The sequence below is a fragment of the Streptomyces sp. NPDC059861 genome (genome assembly GCF_042731435.1).
Lineage (GTDB): Bacteria > Actinomycetota > Actinomycetes > Streptomycetales > Streptomycetaceae > Streptomyces.
Map to the genome: position 1 here is coordinate 41692 of NZ_JBHWJQ010000037.1, position 16913 is coordinate 58604.

At 71.9% G+C, this 16913-nt stretch carries 18 protein-coding genes; 8 read left to right on the top strand and 10 right to left on the bottom strand.

The features are described 5' to 3' along the window. Positions 1-37: 37 nt before the first annotated feature. The 6 genes from ACFV6X_RS27765 (at position 38) to ACFV6X_RS27790 (ending at position 5754) form a co-directional block, all read left to right on the top strand. Complete coding sequence (locus ACFV6X_RS27765; RefSeq protein WP_385387789.1) at positions 38-1408, top strand: ABC transporter substrate-binding protein; 1371 nt, start codon at positions 38-40, stop codon at positions 1406-1408. Beyond that, entirely contained in the window at positions 1405-2346 is a 942-nt protein-coding gene (locus ACFV6X_RS27770; RefSeq protein ID WP_385387791.1) for a carbohydrate ABC transporter permease, read from the top strand. The genes ACFV6X_RS27765 and ACFV6X_RS27770 overlap by 4 nt, the downstream gene beginning before the upstream one ends. Further along, positions 2343-3194, top strand: a complete 852-nt coding sequence (locus tag ACFV6X_RS27775; RefSeq protein ID WP_385387793.1) for a carbohydrate ABC transporter permease — start codon at positions 2343-2345, stop codon at positions 3192-3194. The genes ACFV6X_RS27770 and ACFV6X_RS27775 overlap by 4 nt, the downstream gene beginning before the upstream one ends. Next, positions 3191-4180: a zinc-dependent alcohol dehydrogenase family protein gene (locus tag ACFV6X_RS27780; RefSeq protein WP_385387795.1), complete on the top strand. Its 990-nt coding sequence runs from the start codon at positions 3191-3193 to the stop codon at positions 4178-4180. Before ACFV6X_RS27775 ends, ACFV6X_RS27780 begins: the two co-directional genes overlap by 4 nt. 67 nt (positions 4181-4247) lie before the next feature. Then, the gene (locus tag ACFV6X_RS27785; RefSeq protein WP_385387796.1) at positions 4248-4469 is read left to right on the top strand and encodes a hypothetical protein; all 222 of its coding nucleotides are present in this window, start codon (positions 4248-4250) and stop codon (positions 4467-4469) included. A gap of 64 nt (positions 4470-4533) precedes the next feature. Beyond that, positions 4534-5754 (top strand): TerD family protein, encoded by a 1221-nt coding sequence (locus ACFV6X_RS27790; RefSeq protein ID WP_385387867.1) that lies wholly within the window; start codon positions 4534-4536, stop codon positions 5752-5754. 124 nt (positions 5755-5878) lie between these two features. Here ACFV6X_RS27790 and ACFV6X_RS27795 read toward each other — a convergent pair whose 3' ends face one another. The 3 genes from ACFV6X_RS27795 to ACFV6X_RS27805 all read right to left on the bottom strand — a co-directional run bounded on the left by ACFV6X_RS27795 (position 5879) and on the right by ACFV6X_RS27805 (position 9703). Then, positions 5879-6451, bottom strand: coding sequence for a TetR/AcrR family transcriptional regulator (locus ACFV6X_RS27795; RefSeq protein ID WP_385387798.1), 573 nt, complete (start codon positions 6449-6451; stop codon positions 5879-5881). A 172-nt stretch (positions 6452-6623) separates the two neighbouring features. Next, a complete protein-coding gene (locus tag ACFV6X_RS27800) occupies positions 6624-8069 on the bottom strand; it encodes an alkaline phosphatase PhoX (protein WP_385387800.1) in 1446 nt (481 codons plus the stop codon). Between the two features lie 203 nt (positions 8070-8272). After that, positions 8273-9703 carry a hypothetical protein gene (locus tag ACFV6X_RS27805; protein WP_385387802.1) on the bottom strand — a complete coding sequence of 477 codons (1431 nt, stop codon included), beginning with the start codon at positions 9701-9703 and terminating at the stop codon, positions 8273-8275. Positions 9704-10009: 306 nt separating this feature from the next. Here ACFV6X_RS27805 and ACFV6X_RS27810 point away from each other — a divergent pair, with 306 nt between their 5' ends. Continuing rightward, complete coding sequence (locus tag ACFV6X_RS27810; RefSeq protein ID WP_385387804.1) at positions 10010-11836, top strand: endonuclease/exonuclease/phosphatase family protein; 1827 nt, start codon at positions 10010-10012, stop codon at positions 11834-11836. A 16-nt stretch (positions 11837-11852) separates the two neighbouring features. Here the strand turns inward: ACFV6X_RS27810 and ACFV6X_RS27815 are convergent, their stop codons facing one another. The 6 genes from ACFV6X_RS27815 to ACFV6X_RS27840 all read right to left on the bottom strand — a co-directional run bounded on the left by ACFV6X_RS27815 (position 11853) and on the right by ACFV6X_RS27840 (position 15400). Then, positions 11853-12596, bottom strand: a complete 744-nt coding sequence (locus tag ACFV6X_RS27815; protein ID WP_385387806.1) for an SRPBCC domain-containing protein — start codon at positions 12594-12596, stop codon at positions 11853-11855. 33 nt (positions 12597-12629) lie between these two features. Continuing rightward, positions 12630-13241 carry an ArsR/SmtB family transcription factor gene (locus ACFV6X_RS27820; protein ID WP_385387808.1) on the bottom strand — a complete coding sequence of 204 codons (612 nt, stop codon included), beginning with the start codon at positions 13239-13241 and terminating at the stop codon, positions 12630-12632. 226 nt (positions 13242-13467) lie between these two features. Further along, entirely contained in the window at positions 13468-14031 is a 564-nt protein-coding gene (locus tag ACFV6X_RS27825; protein WP_385387810.1) for a DUF3618 domain-containing protein, read from the bottom strand. After that, on the bottom strand, positions 14028-14420 hold the full coding sequence (locus ACFV6X_RS27830) for a phage holin family protein (protein WP_365457844.1): 393 nt from the start codon (positions 14418-14420) through the stop codon (positions 14028-14030). The genes ACFV6X_RS27825 and ACFV6X_RS27830 overlap by 4 nt, the downstream gene beginning before the upstream one ends. Positions 14421-14501: 81 nt before the next feature. Beyond that, positions 14502-15227, bottom strand: coding sequence for a hypothetical protein (locus ACFV6X_RS27835; protein WP_385387812.1), 726 nt, complete (start codon positions 15225-15227; stop codon positions 14502-14504). Continuing rightward, positions 15224-15400, bottom strand: a complete 177-nt coding sequence (locus ACFV6X_RS27840) for a hypothetical protein (RefSeq protein WP_385387814.1) — start codon at positions 15398-15400, stop codon at positions 15224-15226. The genes ACFV6X_RS27835 and ACFV6X_RS27840 overlap by 4 nt, the downstream gene beginning before the upstream one ends. A gap of 132 nt (positions 15401-15532) precedes the next feature. Between ACFV6X_RS27840 and dapA the strand changes: the two genes are divergently transcribed. Further along, positions 15533-16480: a 4-hydroxy-tetrahydrodipicolinate synthase gene (gene dapA / locus ACFV6X_RS27845; protein WP_385387816.1), complete on the top strand. Its 948-nt coding sequence runs from the start codon at positions 15533-15535 to the stop codon at positions 16478-16480. A gap of 106 nt (positions 16481-16586) precedes the next feature. Here the strand turns inward: dapA and ACFV6X_RS27850 are convergent, their stop codons facing one another. Continuing rightward, complete coding sequence (locus ACFV6X_RS27850; RefSeq protein WP_385387818.1) at positions 16587-16823, bottom strand: hypothetical protein; 237 nt, start codon at positions 16821-16823, stop codon at positions 16587-16589. Between the last annotated feature and the right edge of the window lie 90 nt (positions 16824-16913).

The window sequence follows — 16913 nt, forward strand, 5'->3', positions numbered from 1 at the left end:
AGTGCCCCTTATCTCCCCAAATGTTCAGGAGCGATCCATGCGAACCCAGAGCCGACGGAGGCCGCGAGTCACGCTCGCCGCGGTCGCCGCAGGGACGCTGCTCGCCCCGCTGCTCTCCGGCTGCTGGGTCGGAGCGGGCGGGGCAGGATCGGGCGGCGACTCGATCAACGTCCTGATGGTCAACAACCCCCAGATGGTCGAGCTCCAGAAGCTCACCGCCGCCCACTTCACCAAGGACACCGGCATCGAGGTGAACTTCACCGTGCTGCCGGAGAACGACGTCCGCGACAAGATCAGCCAGGACTTCGCCAACCAGGCGGGCCAGTACGACGTGGCCACCCTCTCCAACTACGAGATACCGATCTACGCCCGCAACGGCTGGCTGCGCGAGATGGACTCCTACGTCGCCGGCGACCCGGCCTACGACGAACAGGACGTCCTCGGCCCGATGCGCCAGTCCCTGACCGGCGACGACGGCAAGCTCTACGGCCAGCCCTTCTACGGCGAGTCGTCCTTCCTGATGTACCGCAAGGACGTGTTCGAGAAGGAAGGCCTGACGATGCCCGCGCACCCCACCTGGACCCAGGTGGCGGACCTTGCCGCGAAGGTGGACGGCGCCGGGTCCGGCATGAAGGGCATCTGCCTGCGCGGCCTGCCCGGCTGGGGCGAGGTCATGGCACCGCTGACGACGGTGGTGAACACCTTCGGCGGCACCTGGTTCGACGAGAACTGGAAGGCCAGGCTCGACTCCCCCGAGTGGCAGAAGGCGACGAAGTTCTATGTCGACCTGGTCCGCGAGCACGGCCAGTCCGGCGCCGCCCAGTCCGGCTTCGCCGAGTGCCTCAACAACATGACCCAGGGCAAGGTCGCCATGTGGTACGACGCCACCTCGGCGGCCGGATCCCTGGAGTCCGCCGACTCCCCCGTCAAGGGCAAGGTCGGCTACGCCCCCGCGCCGGTCGAGAAGACCGAGTCCTCCGGCTGGCTCTACACCTGGGCCTGGGGCATCCAGCAGGCGTCCCGCAACACCGACAGGGCCTGGCAGTTCGTCTCCTGGGCGTCCGGCAAGGAGTACGAGCAGCTGGTCGGCGACCGGATCGGCTGGTCGAACGTACCGGCGGGCAAGCGGGCTTCGACCTACGGCAACCCCGACTACCGCGCCGAGGCGGCCGCCTTCCAGGAGATGACGAAGGAGGCCATCGAGGGCGCCCGCCCGAACGACCCCGGTGTGCAGCCGCGGCCCGCGCCCGGCATCCAGTTCGTCGGCATCCCCGAGTTCACCGACCTCGGCACCAAGGTCTCCCAGGAGATCAGCGCGGCCATCGCCGGACGTCAGTCCGTCGACGCGGCCCTGAAGAAGTCCCAGCAGCTCGCCGAGCGCATCTCCGAGGAGTACGAGGGACGATGACCGCCACCACCACGGCCCCCGTGGCCACACCATCCGTGCGCACGAGGGATCGCGAACCGTCGGGCCGTCTGCGGGCCTGGGCCACCCGGGCACCGCTCCTGCCCGCCCTGATCTTCATGATCGTCGTGACCCAGCTGCCGTTCGTGGCGACGCTGGTGATGTCCTTCTTCGACTGGAACGCCCTCTACCCCGACGCCCGCCGCTTCGCCGGTGTCGACAACTACCGCCATGTCCTCACCGACGCCGACCTGCGCGGCTCGGTGTGGACGACGATCCTGCTGACCGTGACCGTCGTCCTGGTCAGCCTGCTCCTCGGCCTGCTGCTGGCGCTGCTGCTGGACCGCAGGTTCAAGGGCCGCGGCGTGGTGCGCACCCTGCTGATCGCCCCGTTCCTGGTGGTCCCCGTCGCGGCGGCACTGCTCTGGAAACATGTGCTCTACAACCCTGAATACGGCTTGCTCAACGGGCTGTTGCACTATGTGGGCGGCCCACAACCGGACTGGATCTCCACCACCCCGCTGCTCGCGGTCGAGGCATCCCTGATCTGGCAGTGGACCCCGTTCATGATGCTGATCATCCTGGCCGGCCTGCAGAGCCGTGACCCGCAGCAGATCGAGGCCGCGCGCGTGGACGGTGCCGGCGACTGGCAGGTCTTCCGCCACCTCACGCTCCCGCATCTGCGCCGCTACCTCGAACTCGGCGCCCTGCTCGGCTCGATCTACATCGTGCAGAACTTCGACGCGGTCTTCACCATCACGTCCGGCGGCCTGGGCACCGCGAACCTCCCCTACACCGTCTACCAGAGCTTCTACCAGGCCCATGAGAACGGCCTCGCCTCGGCCGCCGGCGTCCTGGTGGTCATCGGCTCGATCATCATCGCGACCTTCGCCCTGCGCGTGGTGTCGTCCCTGTTCCGCGAGGAGGTGAGCCGCGGATGAGCGGCAACTCCGTACGCGTCCGACGTGCCCCCCGTAAGGGCGCCGGCCTGGGTCTGGTGGCCTGGCTGGCCGGCGTCGTCTTCTTCCTGCCCATCGCGTGGATGGCCCTGACGTCCTTCCACTCCGAACAGGACGCGGCGACCAACCCGCCGTCCTTCGGCGCCGCGCTCACCCTCGACGGCTACCGCGAGTTCTTCGGCGCCGGCGGCGGGGCCAGCCCCTGGCCGTCCCTGATCAACTCGACGGTGGCGTCGGTGACCTCGACCGTCCTGGTCCTGCTGCTGGCGCTCCCGGCGGCGTACGCGCTGTCCGTCCGGCGGGTGCGCAAGTGGACCGACGTGCTGTTCTTCTTCCTGTCCACCAAGATGCTGCCGGTGGTGGCGGGCCTGCTGCCGATCTACCTGTTCGCCAAGAACGCCGGCCTGCTCGACAACATCTGGCTGCTGGTCCTCCTCTACACGTCCATGAACCTGCCGATCGCGGTGTGGATGATGCAGTCGTTCCTGGCCGAGGTGCCGGTGGCGGTGATCGAGGCGGCCCGGGTCGACGGCGCCCGCCTCCCCACGGTGCTGGCCCGCGTCATCGCCCCCATGGCCCTCCCCGGGATCGCCGCCACCGCCCTGATCTGCTTCATCTTCAGCTGGAACGAACTGCTGTTCGCCCGGGTCCTCACGGGGGTGGTGGCCGAGACCGCCCCCGTCTTCCTGACCGGCTTCATCACCAGCCAGGGCCTGTTCCTGGCCAAGGTGTGCGCCGCGTCGCTCGTCATCTCCCTGCCGGTGCTCGCCGCGGGGTTCGCCGCCCAGGACAAGCTGGTCCAGGGCCTGTCGTTGGGAGCCGTGAAGTGAAGGCCGCCGTCATCGAGTCCGTGGGCAGGGCCGTCGTCGCCGAGGTCCCGGACCCGACGCCGGGCCCGCGCGAGGTCGTCGTCGAGGTCGCCGCGTGCGGCCTGTGCGGCACGGACCTGCACATCCTCCAGGGGGAGTTCGCGCCCAAGCTGCCGATCGTGCCGGGGCACGAGTTCGCGGGCGAGGTGGTCGCCGTCGGCACCCAGGTCACCGAGGTGGCATCCGGCGACCAGGTGGCCGTCGACCCGTCGCTGTACTGCTACGAGTGCCGCTACTGCCGTAACGGTCACAACAACCTCTGCGAACGGTGGGCCGCGATCGGCGTGACCACGGCCGGCGGCGCCGCCCAGTACGCGGTGGCGCCGGTGGCGAACTGCGTGAAGCTGCCCGAGCACATCCGCACCCAGGACGCGGCACTGGTCGAGCCGCTGTCCTGCGCGGTGCGCGGCTACGACGTCCTGCGCGCCCGTCTGGGCGCCCACGTGCTGATCTACGGCTCGGGCACCATGGGCCTCATGATGCTGGAGCTCGCCAAGCGCACGGGCGCGGCGAGCGTGGACGTGGTCGACGTGAACCCGGCCCGGCTGGAGACCGCCCGCCGGCTGGGCGTCACGGCGGCGGCGGTCGGCGCCGACGAGCTGGACCGGCCGCAGGGCTGGGACGTGGTGGTCGACGCGACCGGCAACGCGGCGGCGATCCAGGACGGCCTGGACCGTGTGGCCAAGGCCGGTACGTTCCTCCAGTTCGGCGTGGCGGACTACGCGACGCGCGTGAGCATCGACCCGTACCGCATCTACAACCAGGAGATCACCATCACCGGCTCGATGGCGGTCCTGCACAGCTTCGAACGGGCGGCGGAACTGTTCGCGAACGGCGTTCTGGACCCGGACGTCTTCATCAGCGACCGCCTGCCGCTGAGCAGCTACCCGCAGGCCCTGGAGCAGTTCGCGTCCGGGGTGGGCAGGAAGATCGTGGTGGTGCCGTAACGGCCCCGACCGGGGCGGCGCGAAAACCGGTGGGCCCGGAGACCGGCCGGGCCCTATCCTGCCGCACATGCCCCAGCCTCACGGGTTCCACCACGACATCCACACGGACGGCACGGTCGTCGTCACCCACCACGGCCGCACCGCGGCCACCCTGCGGGGCCCACGCGCCACCCGGTTCCTCGCCGAGGTCGAGGCCGGTGACCCGCAGCTCGTCATGGCCCGCTGGACGGGAAACTACCGCCGCGGCAACGAGCGCACCGCCCGCCTGCACCCCCGTAACCTCCGCTGACCCGATCGGCCGCACGGTAAGGGAACGGTAAAGCGGCCCCGGTCGTTCTCGGGTCATGACAGCTATGACCCCCGGCTCGAACATCCCTCTTCCCGTCGCCCGCGTGACGGTGGACGTCGCCGCCCCGGTGCGGCTCGACGTATCGGGCCTGCTGCTCACCGCCGACGGCAAGGTGCGCTCCGACGACGACTTCATCTTCTACAACCAGCCCAGCGGCCCGGGCGTGACCTACCGCTCCGGCGGCGGCTCGGCCCCCGACGCCATCACGGTCGACACCACCGCCCTCCCCCCGGGCATCGAGAAGATCGTCGTCACCGCGAGCCCGGACGCCGCGGGCCAGACCTTCCAGGGCGTCGAACCGACGGCCACGATCCGCAACGCCGACGACAACAGTGTCCTGGCCACGTTCACGCCCCCGCAGCTGGGCGCCGAGACGGCACTGGTGGTCGTGGAGGTCTACCTGCGCAACGGCGTGTGGAAGGCCCGCGCGGTCGGCCAGGGCTACGCCGACGGCCTGGCCGGCATCGCCACGGACTTCGGCGTCTCCGTCGAGGAACCGGCCGCCGCCCCGCAGCCGGTCACCCCGCCGCCGGCGCCGATGCAGCCGCCGGTGGCCCCGCCCGCCCCGGTCACGGACCCCCGCCTGGCCCCGCCGGCGGCGCCCCCCGCGCCCCCGACCGCCCCGCCGGCCCCCGCCCCGGGCGCCGGGAAGATCAACCTCGACAAGGGCCGGGTCAACCTCCAGAAGAACCAGACGGTCTCCCTGGTCAAAGGCGGCCGCCCGCTGCTCTCCCAGGTCAAGATGGGCCTGGGCTGGGAGCCGGCCTATCGCGGCCGGGACATCGACCTGGACGCCTCGGTCATCGCCTACGGCCCGCAGCGCAACCACATCGACAGCTGCTACTTCGGCAAGCTCCAGATCGTGGGCGGCGCGATCAAGCACTCCGGCGACAACCTCACCGGAGAGGGCGGCGGCGACGACGAGGTCATCGTGGTCGACCTCGGCCGGCTCCCGCAGGAGGTCACCGGCCTGGTCTTCACGGTCAACTCCTTCTCCGGCCAGAAGTTCACCGAGGTCGCCAAGGCCTACTGCCGCCTGATCGACGCCGCCAGCGGCGAGGAACTGGTCCGCTTCGACCTCACCAACGCCGAGGCACAGACCGGCGTGCTGATGGCCAAGCTGATCCGCCAGTTCACCGGCGAGTGGGAGATGACGGCCATGGGCGACTTCGTCAAGGCCCGCACGGTCCGCAACATGGTCAAGCCGGCGGCGCAGGCCCTCTGAGCACCCCCAAGGCCACCGGCAGCCACACGACGACACCGGCGGGCGCCACCCCACCCGGCGCCCGCCGGCCTCATCGGTCGCCGCATCCGCCGGGCGGACCCGCCCCGGCAGGCGGCCTGCGGCCTCACCGCCCCGGCCGCAGGCCCTCCGTCAGCAGGGACAGGTAGCGCCGGATGTCCGAACCCGCGCCGTTCGCCAGCTCCGACGCCGTGGCCAGGCCGTGCGTCAGTCGCAGGATCTCGATCGGCTCGACGTCCTCGCGCAGGGTGCCCTCCGCCTGCGCCGCCCGCACGAGCCGCTCCGCGGCCGCCGTGAGGCAGGTCCCGCAGCCGGTGGCCACGGCCGAGCCGTCGCTCGTCACGGCCGTACCCAGCAGTGACTTCAGGCCGCGCACCTGGATCACGCCCAGGCCCAGTTCATTGAGCCATTCCACCAGCGCCCGGCCCGGCGGCAGCTCGCGCGCGATCTCGTCGGCGCGCAGCGCCAGCGCCTCGATCCGGTCCAGGTAAGCGGCCTCCAACAGCGCCTGACGCGTCGGGAAGTGGCGGTAGAGCGTGCCGGACCCGACCCCCGCCCGCTTGGCGATGTCGTCGAGCGACGCGCCCTCCCCATGCTCGGCGAAGGCCTCCACCGCCGCCTTCAGCAACCGCTCGTAGTTACGCCGAGCGTCCGCACGCATGGGCTTGACCTGCGTCATCCAGCAACTCCTCGCACACCGGAGACTCTCGACGCATGCTACTTCGCCCTGCCCCGGACCGGGGCAGGGCGCCTACGCTCCGCCGGCCGACCTCCAGGGCCAGTCGGCGTCCCGTGCCGCCTCCAGCAGCGGCACCATCGGACAGCCCCCACACGTAGGAGTGACCGGCGTTCTAGCGACGCTGGCGCTTCCAGGGGCCGTTGATTGCGAGCATGATGCCCGGTTCCTGGATGTTGGCGTACAGGGTCTTTCCGTCGGGCGAGAAGGTGACGCCGGTGAACTCGCTGAACTCGGGCTCCTCCTCGGTGCCGATGTTCAGGTCGTTGCGGGCGATCGGGTAGGTGCGGCCGCTGTCGGTGGCGCCGAACAGGTGCTGGACGCCCTCGCCGTCCTCGGCGATGATCAGGCCGCCGTACGGGGAGACGGTGATGTTGTCCGGGCCGTCGAGGGTGCCGTCCCTGGAGGGGTCGGGGTTGACGCCGAGCAGCACCTTCAGGGTGAGGGTGCGGCGCTTGGGGTCGTAGAACCAGACCTGGCCGTCGTGCTGGACGGGGCTCTCCTCACGGGCGTACGAGGAGACGATGTACGCGCCTCCGTCGCCCCACCACATGCCCTCCAGCTTGCGGGCGCGGGTGACCTCGCCCTCGCCGAACTGCTCGCGCACGGAGACCGTCCTGGCGTCACGGTCCGGGACGTCCACCCAGTCGACGCCGTAGACGGTGCCGATCCTGGTGGCGCGGGAGAGGTCGTCGACGAAGTGGCCGCCGGAGTTGAAGCACTTGGGCGCCTGCAGGACACCGGCGTCGTCGGCGAGGGTGCGGAACCGGCCGGGGCCGTAGGTGAAGCCCTTCGGCGGGGTCCAGCGGTAGAAGAGGCCGTTGGGCTCGTCGGCGTCCTCGGTGAGGTAGGCGTGGCCGCGCCGGGGATCGATGACGACGGCCTCGTGGTCGTAACGGCCGAAGAACTTCAGCGGCTTGGGCCCGCGGTTGGCACGCCGGTCGCACGGGTCGACCTCGAAGACGTAGCCGTGGTCCTTGGTCATGCCGTTCTCGCCGGCCCGGTCGGAGTTCTCCTCGCAGGTCAGCCAGGTGCCCCAGGGGGTGGAGCCGCCGGCGCAGTTGTTGGCGGTGCCGGCGATGCCGACCCACTCGGCGACCCGGCCGTCGCGGCGCACCTCGACGACCGTGCAGCCGCCGGGGGCGGCGGGGTCGTAGACCAGCCCCTCGGTGAGCGGGACGGGGTGGTCGTAGTCGGAGCGGGGGCCGTCCATCTCGTGGTTGTTGACCAGGAGGGTGGTGCCGCGCGGGCCGGCGAAGGCGGCGGTGCCGTCGTGGTCGGCGGGCGTGAACTCACCCGACTCCAGCTTGGTCCGGCCCGCGTAGGTGAGGATCCGGTAGGAGAAGCCGGCGGGCAGGGCGAGGATGCCGTCCGGGTCGGGCAGGAGCGGGCCGTATCCGACCCCGCCGTGCTCGGCGGCGGACTCCTCGCCCGTGGTCTCCGTCTCGGCGGACGCGAGGGCGCCGGGCGCGCTGGAGAGGGCGCCGACGCTGCCCGCCAGCGCGACTCCGGCGCCGGCGGTCGCGGTGGTCCTGGCGAAGTCCCTGCGTGTGAGCGACATGCTGTCTCCTGTGACGGGGGGAGTGCCGTGGAGGGGGGTGGACCTCGGGTCGGCGCCACGGTGTCGCCCGGCGGTGAACGCCGTTTGAACACCGGGCGACTGCGCAGGGCCCGCTTCCGTGAATCCGTACGACCCGTCACCGGTCGGCCACGCGAACCGGCCGGAACCCCCCGGGCAATTGCCCCCCGCCCGTCGGGCAGGCGTCAACCCGCTTGCTGGGAGCGGGCTTTGAAGGCGGCCTTCCGGGCCTCCTTGGCGATCCTCTTGTCCGGGTGGATGCGCCCCATCGCCTCCAGGACGTCGGCGGTGGCCGGATGGTCGACCCGCCAGGCCGCCGCGAAGAAGCCGCTGTGCTGCTCGGCGAGACCCTCCACGAGGGCGCTCAGTTCCTCGGAGTTGCCCTCGGCTGCGAGCTGCGCCGCCAGGGTGTCCACGGTGAGCCAGAAGACCATCGCCTCGGATGGCGCGGGGACGTCCGCGAGGCCGTGCTCGGTCAGCCAGACGCGGGCGAGACCGCCCAGCTCGGGGTCGTCCAGGACTTCCCGCAGGGCCGGTTCGGCCTCGCCGCCGACGAGGGACAGGGCCTGCTGGCAGCGCAGCCGGCGCAGCGGCGCGCCGGGGTCCGCGCCCCGGGCGGCGGCGAGCAACTCCCGTGCGGCGGCGAGGGATTCGCGGCGGGTCAGCCACTGCTCGGTCTCGGCCTGCGCGGCGCGCGGCCCGAAGCCGGCCGTTCCGTCGAGCAGGGCGTCGGCGCCCTTGTCGGCCAGTTCGCCTACGGCGGGCGCCTCGATGCCGGCCTCCAGCAGTCGCGTCCGCAGCCCGTACAGTCCGAGCGGGGTGAGCCGGACCATGCCGTAGCGGGAGACGTCGGTGTCGTCGGCGGCGGTGGGTTCCTCGGCGTCGTCTGCGTCGGCCATCAGCGCCTCGTCGACCGGCTGGTACTCCACGAGCCCCACCGGTTCCAGCACCCGGAACCGGTCGTCCAGCCGCATCATCGCGTCGGACACCTGTTCCAGGACGTCGTTGGTGGGCTCGGCCATGTCGCCCGGCACGATCACCGAGGCGGCCAGCGCGGGCAGCGGCACGGGCGCGGTGCCGGGGCCGTCCTCGCTGACGGTGAGCAGGTAGAGATTGCCGAGCACACCGTCGAGGAAGGCGGACTCCTCCTCGGGGTCCCAGTCCAGGGTGGCGGGGTCGACCGGGCCGCCGGCGTCCGTCGCGCCGAGCAGGTCGTCGAGGTCGGGCACGCTCGCGTCGGCGAGCACCGTCTCCAGGGCGCCCAGCCAGACGGCGAGCACGTCGTGCGGGGAGCCGCCGGTGAGCTGCGTCAGCTCCTCGCCCTCGGTGACCGTGCCGGCCTCCTCGTCGGCGATCTCGATCAGCCCGGTGTCCACGGCGACCCGCCAGGCCTCGCTCGCCAGCGCGGCCGCGTCGTCCCCGCTCAGCCCGAGCGCCTCGGCCGCGGCCGGCAGCTGCGCGTCGACCAGTCCGCCCCCGGCGTCCACGCGAGTGCCGGGCCCGGCCCAGCGGGCGAGCCGGACGGCCCGCGACAGCACCGGCGTGGCCAGCGCGTCCCTCGCCAGTTCCGCTTCGGAGGTCAGCCGCACCGGCGGCAGGGAGGAGCTGTCTGACATCGGGGGGATCTCCTAGGGCGCCTCGAAGGCCTTACGACACTCTGCACGTCGTACGGCCGCCGGAAGCCGTCGTACGACTCAGCCACTCAGCCTAGACGGATTTGGGCCCATGCCGCCCGGTTCATCTCCCCGCCGGGTGCCGTACATGGCCGAAACCTTGACAAGTGCCGTGGCCGCACAGGAAATTGACGCGCGTAGAAACAGGGGGGACAAGTGTTCACTCCGTTCACGATTTCTACGCGCGTCGCCACCGTTCCACGCTCCACCTTCGTCCTGGCGCCCACGTACGTCCCCGGAGGGATCCCTTTGCCGAGCAAGTCTTCCGCGCGCCTCGCCGCGCTCACCGTCGCCGCCGTCTGTTCCGCGGCGTCCACCGTCGTCATTGCCTCGCCCGCGCACGCGGAGGCGGTGCGCATCCATGACATCCAGGGCAGCACGCGGACGTCCCCGTACGCCGGGCAGCAGGTCACGGACGTGGCCGGAATCGTCACCGGCGTCCGCGGCTACGGCTCGTCGCGCGGTTTCTGGATCCAGGACCCGGCCGCCGACGCCGACCCCGCCACCAGCGAGGGCGTCTTCGTCTTCACCAGCTCCGCCCCGAAGGTCGCGGTCGGCGACTCGGTGACCGTGTCGGGGACCGTTTCCGAGTACGTTCCCGGCGGCACCACCTCCGGCAACCAGGCCCTCACCGAGATCACCCGGCCGACGGTCACCGTCGTGTCCAGCGGCAACCCGGTGCCGTCCGCCACCGTGATCGACGCGAGGTCCGTGCCGAACGCCTACACCCCGGCCGGCGACGCGGCCGCGAACGGCTCCGTCAACGGCCTGACGCTCCGGCCGGAGAAGTACGCCCTGGACTACTACGAGTCCCTCGAGGGCATGAACGTCCGGGTCGCCGACACGCGCGTGGTCGGCGCGACCGACCCGTACACCGAACTGTGGGTCACGGTGAAGCCGCGCGAGAACACCAGCGGACACGGCGGCGCGGTCTACGGCTCGTACGGCGCGCAGAACACCGGCCGGCTCCAGATCCAGTCCCTCGGCGCGGTCGCCGACTTCCCCGACGCGAACGTCGGCGACGTGCTCGCCGGCACCACGACCGGCCCGCTGGACTACAACCAGTTCGGCGGCTACACCCTCGTCGCGAGCGAGCTCGGCACTCTGAAGCAGGGGGGCCTGGAGCGCGAGACGACCCGCGCGCAGCGGCGCGGCGAGCTGGCGGTGGCGACGTACAACGTCGAGAACCTGGACCCGTCCGACGCCACGTTCGCCGCGCACGCCGCCGCGATCGTGAACAACCTCCAGTCGCCCGACATCGTGTCCCTGGAGGAGATCCAGGACAACAACGGCGCGACGAACGACGGCACGGTCGCCGCCGACCTGACGCTGGCCAGGCTGACCGACGCGATCGTCGCCGCGGGCGGCCCGGCGTACGAGTGGCGTTCGGTCGACCCGGTGGACAACGCCGACGGCGGCGAGCCGGGCGGCAACATCCGCCAGGCGTTCCTGTTCAACCCCGAGCGGGTGTCCTTCACGGACCGCGCCGGCGGCGACGCGACGACCGCGGTGGGCGTGAGGAAGGTGCGCGGCAAGGCGGCGCTGACGGTCTCCCCCGGCCGGATCGACCCGGCGAACACTGCCTGGACGAACAGCCGCAAGCCGCTGGCCGGGGAGTTCGTCTTCCGTGGTGAGACGGTCTTCGTGATCGCCAACCACTTCAACTCCAAGGGTGGCGACCAGGCACTTACCTCGCAGTTCCAGCCGCCGGCCCGCAGCTCGGAGACCCAGCGTCACCTCCAGGCGACGGCGGTGAACGCCTTCGTGAAGCAGGTCCTGGACACCCAGAAGAACGCGGACGTGGTCACCCTCGGCGACATCAACGACTTCGAGTTCTCCGACACGGTGGAGCTGCTCGAAGGCCGGGGCGAGCTGTGGTCGGCGGTCAAGTCGCTGCCCAGGAGCGAGCGTTACTCGTACGTCTACCAGGGCAACAGCCAGACCCTGGACCAGATCCTGATCAGCCCGTCGATCCGGCGCGACTGCGACTTCGAGTACGACAGCGTGCACATCAACGCCGAGTTCCACGACCAGATCAGCGACCACGACCCGCAGGTGCTGCGGTTCCGCCCGTAGCCGGTCGCGCTCCTCGTCAGGGCTGGCTGAAGACGCCCTTCAGCCAGCCCTGCCACGCGGCCTCGTCCGCCTTGGCGTCGGCGCCCGGGGCGAAGTCGTGCACGGTCATGCCGACGACGTGGCCCCAGTGGTTGCGCCCGAAGAAGCGGAGCATCGCCTCGTCGGTACGCAGGCCGATGAAGTACGGGTTGCGGAAGTCGAGGACGGCGTCGAGGAGTCGGCCCTCGGGTCCGCGCACCTGGACCCGCGCGCCCTCGGCGGCGCCGTCCGTCAGCCCGAGCGCCCGCCCGACCGTGGCGAGGGCGTCGGGCGTGCCGGACGTCTCGGGCCCGTCGAAGGTGGCGAAGGCGGTCACCGGGCGGCCGCCGAACGCCGTGAGGTACTCGCGCAGGGTGTGCAGATAGAAGTCGGTGTGCTTGCTCGCGCCGTCGTACTGGTTGTCCCAGTCGTCGACGAAGATCCCGCTGTGCACGTACCGCACCCAGGCCCGCCGCCCGCCGTCGCGCGGCTCGACGGTGTAGTCGAGCTGGTTGAGGCTCTGCTCGGAGATTCCCTCGACGTCCTCGACACGGTTGGTGTACCGGTGCGGCGGGTCCCAGACGACGACCTCGGACCCGAAGGGCCCCTTGCCGCCCTGGCGCGGCTCCGGCGCCTCCATCGGCCACAGCCAGCCGCCGGTGCCGGTGGTGACGGCCTCCCACACCTGCTCGGGCGTGGCGTCGACCTCGAACTCTCGGGCGATCTCGAATTTCTTGGACATGGTGGCTCCTGAGTGGCGGCGGTACCGGCGGTGCTAACAGTCGATTTCCGGGGCGGGAGGCTGGGGTTTGACCGTGGGATGGACGGCCACGACGATCCGGTGGTCCCGGCCGCCGTCGGCGTCCGGGGCGTCGTACTTCTGGATCAGCGCGGTCACGCCCGCCGTCAGCTCCTCGACGAACGCCGCCCGGTCGGCGGCCGAGGCGAAGCGCACCTCGCCGTCCAGCGCGTACGTCGCGAGCCGCTTGCGTGCCTTGGCCGCGCCCGTGATCAGCGTGCCGACGTCCCGCACGAGCCGCGCGCCGAGCGCGAGCAGCCAGCGGGCGGACAGCTGGTCCCGGAAACGGTCCGGGTCGGGCTGCACGGCGGCCAGGGCGAGCGGCGAGATCACGTACGACGCGGCGGTCGCGCGCATCAGCCGCTCGGTGACGTTGCCCTTGCGGCGCTCTCCCGCGAGCTCGACCAGGCCGTGCCTCTCCAGCGCCTTGAGGTGGTAGTTCACCTTCTGGCGGGGCAGCCCCACCTGGCCGGCCAGCATCGCGGCCGAGGCCGGGCCGTCGGCGAGCCGGGCGAGCAGCGCGGCCCGGACAGGGTCCAGACAGACGGCTGCGGCCTCGGGGTCCTCGATCACGGTCACGTCCAGCATGGGCCCACCGTCTCACCGAAAACTTTTTTTGTCCAGACTGTTGAAGTTGTCGGGGGGGTGGGGTCGGGGTGGTGTGGTCGGCCTGACCGTGTGGGGGCGAGGTGCGTGGGTGCTGGGGTGCGTGGCTGCACGGGAGCCGGACACGAAGAAGGCCGGCCGGTGTCTCCACCGGCCGGCCTGCACGCTCGAACCGCACCAGGGCGGCGCCACCGGGCGCCGCGGTCGCCTACCGTCCGCCGTGCCGGCGGCGTATCACCGCCGCCGCGACGACCAGCGCACCGGCCGCCGCGCCTGCGGCCAGGACCGGCCCGGGATGCCGCAGCCCGGCCAGGACGACCGTGCGCACCGGCTGCGGGACCGCACCGTGCTCCACGGCTTCGGTCGCCTTGGCGGCCTTGCCCTGCACCGCGTGATTCGCCTTGGCGGCCCTGCCCTGCACCGTGTGCGTGGCCTCGGCGGCCTTGCCCTGCACGACGTGCCCGGCCTGGGCCGCCTTGCCCTGCACGACGTGCCCGGCCTGGGCCGCCTTGCCCTGCACGACGTGCCCTGCCTGGGCAGCCTTGCCCTGGACGGCGTGGCCGGCCTGGGCGGCGGTGCTGCGCAGCTGGACGGTCATCGCGCCGGCCTTGTCCTTCAGGTCGGCGGCGCGCGCCTTGGCCCGCCCCTTGACGTCCGCCTTGGCCGCCAGTTCCTCGACGGTGTCGCCGAGTTGGCTGCGGGTCTGCTCGATCTGCCGGCGCAGCTCGTCGGGCCCCTTGGCGCCGGTGCCCTGCGTCGTCCTGTCTGTCATCGATGTGCCCTTCCCTTGATCTCCTCGACATCGGCCCTGACGCTGCCGAGGGTCACCTCGGGCGTGGGGGGTGCCGCCCGGCGCAGCTGTGCGCGGCCGGTCGCGGCCAGTAGTGCGGCGAGCGCGAAGAGCACGCCCGTGACGATCAGCGCCGCGGCCCAGACGGGCAGCGTCAGCGAGAGCGCGGCGGTGGCCGTGGCGGCGAGGGCGAGCAGCCCGGCGTACGCGACGGCGCCCGCGGCGCCGAGGAGTCCGCCACCACGGCCCGCGCGCCGGCCCTTCGCGGCCAGCTCCTCCTTGGCGAGGCTCACTTCCTGCCGCACGAGCTGGGAGAGTTGTTCGGTCGCCTGGCCGACGAGTTCGCCCACCGAGTGATGCTCCTCGGTCATGGGCTTGACGTCCGGGATCCCGGTCACGGTGTTCCGCCTCCTCTCGGTCCGGAAACACCCGGGTACCCGCCCCGCCCCCTCCTACCCCTTCGCCACGTCCTCGCCCCCGCGCCGGCCGAGCCTGGCGAGCTGGGTCTGGAACCAGTCCAGGCGGGCCTGCAACAAAGCGGCCTCGGCGACGAGTTCGGGTACGCCGGGGCCGGAGGCCTGCGATGCGGACGCCGGGCCGGTCCCACCGTGACCGCCCGATGATCGTTCAAAGCCTCCGGAGGCCGCCCCCGCCACCACCCGCAGCCCTTCTCCCGCCAGCCGGGCGAAGGAGGCGAGGGAGAGGGACGTACGGCCGCGCAGGCAGCCCGCACAGGAGGGGGCCAGGGCATGCCAGCCGGGTCTGCCCCAGCCGGCGGCGGCCAGCGCCGCAGCGGCGGCACCGCAGGCGCAGGGGCCGGCGGTCGCCGTGCGCACCCGCTGGCGGGCGTAGCGGAAACCGCGTTCGAAACGGATGTACCGGCCAAGGACCAGCACCTCGAGGAGTACGGCCGTACGGTGCTCGGCGGTGCACAGCAGTCCCTCGGCCACGGCGCGGTCGTGCACGCAGTGGAAACCGCAGTCGCAGCGCCGGTGCGGCGCCGCGTGCCGCAGACCGTAGACGCAGGACGCGTCGGCCAGCACTCCGTACGGCAGCGCGCCGCCCAGCGACACCCCGGTGAACCCGGCCCGGGTGCCGTCCTGCGACAGCACCGGGTGGGCGATCTTGTATCCGGCCGGCGGCTCCGTCGGGCGTTCCTCCGGAAGCCGCAGCCTCATCGGGCGGCCGGCACCTCTTCGGGCGCGGACTCCGCCAAGTCCGTGATCTCCGCGGGAAGTTCGGACTCCGCCTCGTGAGCGGCCGGCCGCTCCTCCGCGACTCCGGTGGCGAGTGCCTTGCCGAGCTTCATGACGCCTCCAAGGACCAGGTGGTGGTGGACCGTCCCGGCCATGGTGGCCCATGAGGGCCGGAGTTGAACACAGGGCCGCCGACCACGCCACTCACGCGCCTGCCGCGAACGCTTACGAATACGTCGTAGCAAATTTAAGTGGAGCTACACGGTCGGCGAGCCGACACTCCTCCCATGACGAACCCCGCTCCCCCGGCCCGGCCCTTCGGCCGCACCCTCTGCGCGATGATCACGCCTCTCACCGAGGCCGGCGCGCTCGACCTCGACGGCGCGCAGCGGCTCGCCGACCGGCTGGTGTCACAGGGCTGCGACGGGCTGGTGCTCAACGGCACGACGGGCGAGTCGCCGACCACGTCCGACGCCGAGAAGGCGGCGCTCGTCCGGGCGGTCCGGGAGGTGGTCGGGGACCGTGCCTCCGTCGTCGCGGGCGTCGGCACCTCCGACACCCGCCACACGACCGAACTCACCCTGCAGGCCGAGAAGGCCGGCGCCGACGGGGCGTTGGTCGTCACCCCGTACTACAGCCGGCCCCCGCAGGACGCCGTGGAGGCGCACTTCCGCGACATCGCGGACGCGTCCGGACTGCCGCTCGCGCTCTACGACATCCCGGCCCGCACCGGCACCCGCATCGAGCCGGAGACCCTGATCCGGCTCGCGGAACACCCGCGCGTCGTGGCGGTCAAGGACTGCTCCTACGACTTCCTCGGCACCCAGAAGGTCCTGTCCCGCACGGACCTGGCCTACTACGCGGGCTGCGACGAGCACATCCTTGCCCTGTACGCGGTGGGCGCGGCCGGCTGCATCAGCACGGTGGCCAACGTGATCCCCCGTCACATCGACTCCGTGCTCGCCGCCTTCGACGCGGGCGACACGACGGGAGCGGCCCACCGCCAGCGGCAGGCCACGCCACTCATCGAGGCGATGATGTCCGCCGGCCTCCCCGGCACGGTCACGACCAAGGCCCTCCTTGCCGCCCTGAGCCTCCCGTCCGGCCCGGTCCGCCCGCCCCTGCGCTCCGCGGACCGCGAGACGACGGCGGCCCTGCTGTCGGCGTACGCGGCCCTGCTGCCCGCGCACGAGGAACCGTCCTCGCCCGAGGACCGCCCGGCGCCCGCGATCTGATCACACCCCGTGACCAAGAGGGCCCGGGACCCCTGCCGCCTCGGAGGCCATGTACACATGGCCGGCGGTGGGGCCCCGGGCCCTCTGTCCCTGGCGCGCGGACGGCTCAGCTCGCGCCGTTCTCCGTCGTCCGCTCGTTGCCGATCAGCCGGAAGTGCTCCAGCACGTCCTCCGCGGGATCGTCGACCTGCCCCAGGTTGACCAGGCCGATCCGCGGACCGTTGTGCGATCCCGTGTTGCTCTCGTCGGCGTGCGCGACGCCCGCCGGGAGCCAGCACACCGTCGCCGCGGCCACCACACCGGCCAGCCGACGCGCCGCGATCTTCGCCCGCTCGTTCGTCATCACTCAGTCCTCGTCTCACCGTTGCGACATCTGACCGGACACTGGGTCCACCGGATTCATCTGCCGGGAGCGCTCCGAGGTAACGGAGGG